The sequence below is a fragment of the Candidatus Zixiibacteriota bacterium genome, assembly GCA_021159005.1.
GTDB lineage: Bacteria > Zixibacteria > MSB-5A5 > UBA10806 > 4484-95 > JAGGSN01.
Genome location: JAGGSN010000130.1, coordinates 1 through 1,234, shown reverse-complemented (window position 1 = coordinate 1,234; position 1,234 = coordinate 1). Strand labels below are relative to the sequence as shown.

Genomic DNA, 1,234 nt, shown 5'->3' with positions numbered 1-1,234 from the left:
ATTAGCTGTGCTTACTTTACCGTCGAGTAGATCAGCGGCCCAGCCTGTTACCTCGACCTTGCCGTCGAGCAAATCTGCTTTCCACCCTATTACTTCGGTCGTACCATTAAATAGAGTTGTCGTTTCATCTTTGACTACTGCCTTGGCATCGAAGATATCCCGGGCAAAAACCCCTACTTCTGCCTTGCCATCAAGCAAAATAGTTGCATCGTTTCGTATTGCTACTTTGCCGTCTAGGAGATTGGTGGAATCTGTCGGGGCAGGAACATATTCCTCTGTTATTGGAGAATGAGTACTAGAAGTATACCCACCAATACTTAATCCTTCTGACTGTGTCCCACAACCTGCTAAATATCGTCTTGCAACTGATAAATTTCCTCCGGATGACCAAGCCGTCCCATTATATTCTTCAGTTACTGCTGAAAGATCAGTATCATACCCACCAAAACTCAAACCTACAGACTGAGTACCACAGCCTGCAAGATACAATCTAGCCCCAGCTAAATCCCCGCCGGCAGACCAGGCCGTACCATTATATTCTTCAGTGGTTGCACAAATACTACCATCATATCCCCCAAAACTGAGCCCCGCCGATTGAGTACCACAGCCTGCTAAATAATTACGAGCCGTTGCCATAGCACCGCCGGCAGTCCAAGATGTACCATCATATTCTTCAGTACTTGCTAAATAATCCCCGCTATATCCCCCGAAAATTAAGCCAGCTCCCTGAGTACCACACCCTGCTAAAGCATCCCTGCCTGTACCTAAATTACCGCCAGATGACCAAACTGTTTCGTTATATTCTTCAGTAACATTATCGTCGTAAGCATCACTTCCACCAATACTTAAACCCGCTGATTGAGTACCACAACCAGCCAAGGCATATCTACCTGTATTTAAATCCCCTCCCAATGACCAAGCTGTACCATCATATTCTTCAGTCGCCTTTAAAAAACTAGAAGCTCCATCACCCCCAAAACTCAAACCCGCTGTCAAGGTTCCACAACCAGCTAATTTTTGCCTTGAGGTTATTAAATTCCCTCCTAAAGACCAAGCATTAGCCATTACTTAATCCTATACTCCACTCTAATCTGTTCCTGAATCCGAGGATCGAAGCCCTCCAAAACTTTATCGAGTATCCCCTTCTCAATACAAGCCAGTATCCCAGACCTCAGTTGTCCTAATAAATTCTGTCTCTCAGGTGGGCTTCCGTTACCTCCCATTATAATAGACT

General features: G+C 45.2%; 1 protein-coding gene. It reads right to left on the bottom strand.

What is annotated here, in order from left to right; all coding sequences use genetic code 11:
* The coding region (locus J7K40_08260; protein MCD6162390.1) for a hypothetical protein at positions 1 to 1,065 on the bottom strand (1,065 nt) is incomplete at its 3' end.
* Between the last annotated feature and the right edge of the window lie 169 nt (positions 1,066 to 1,234).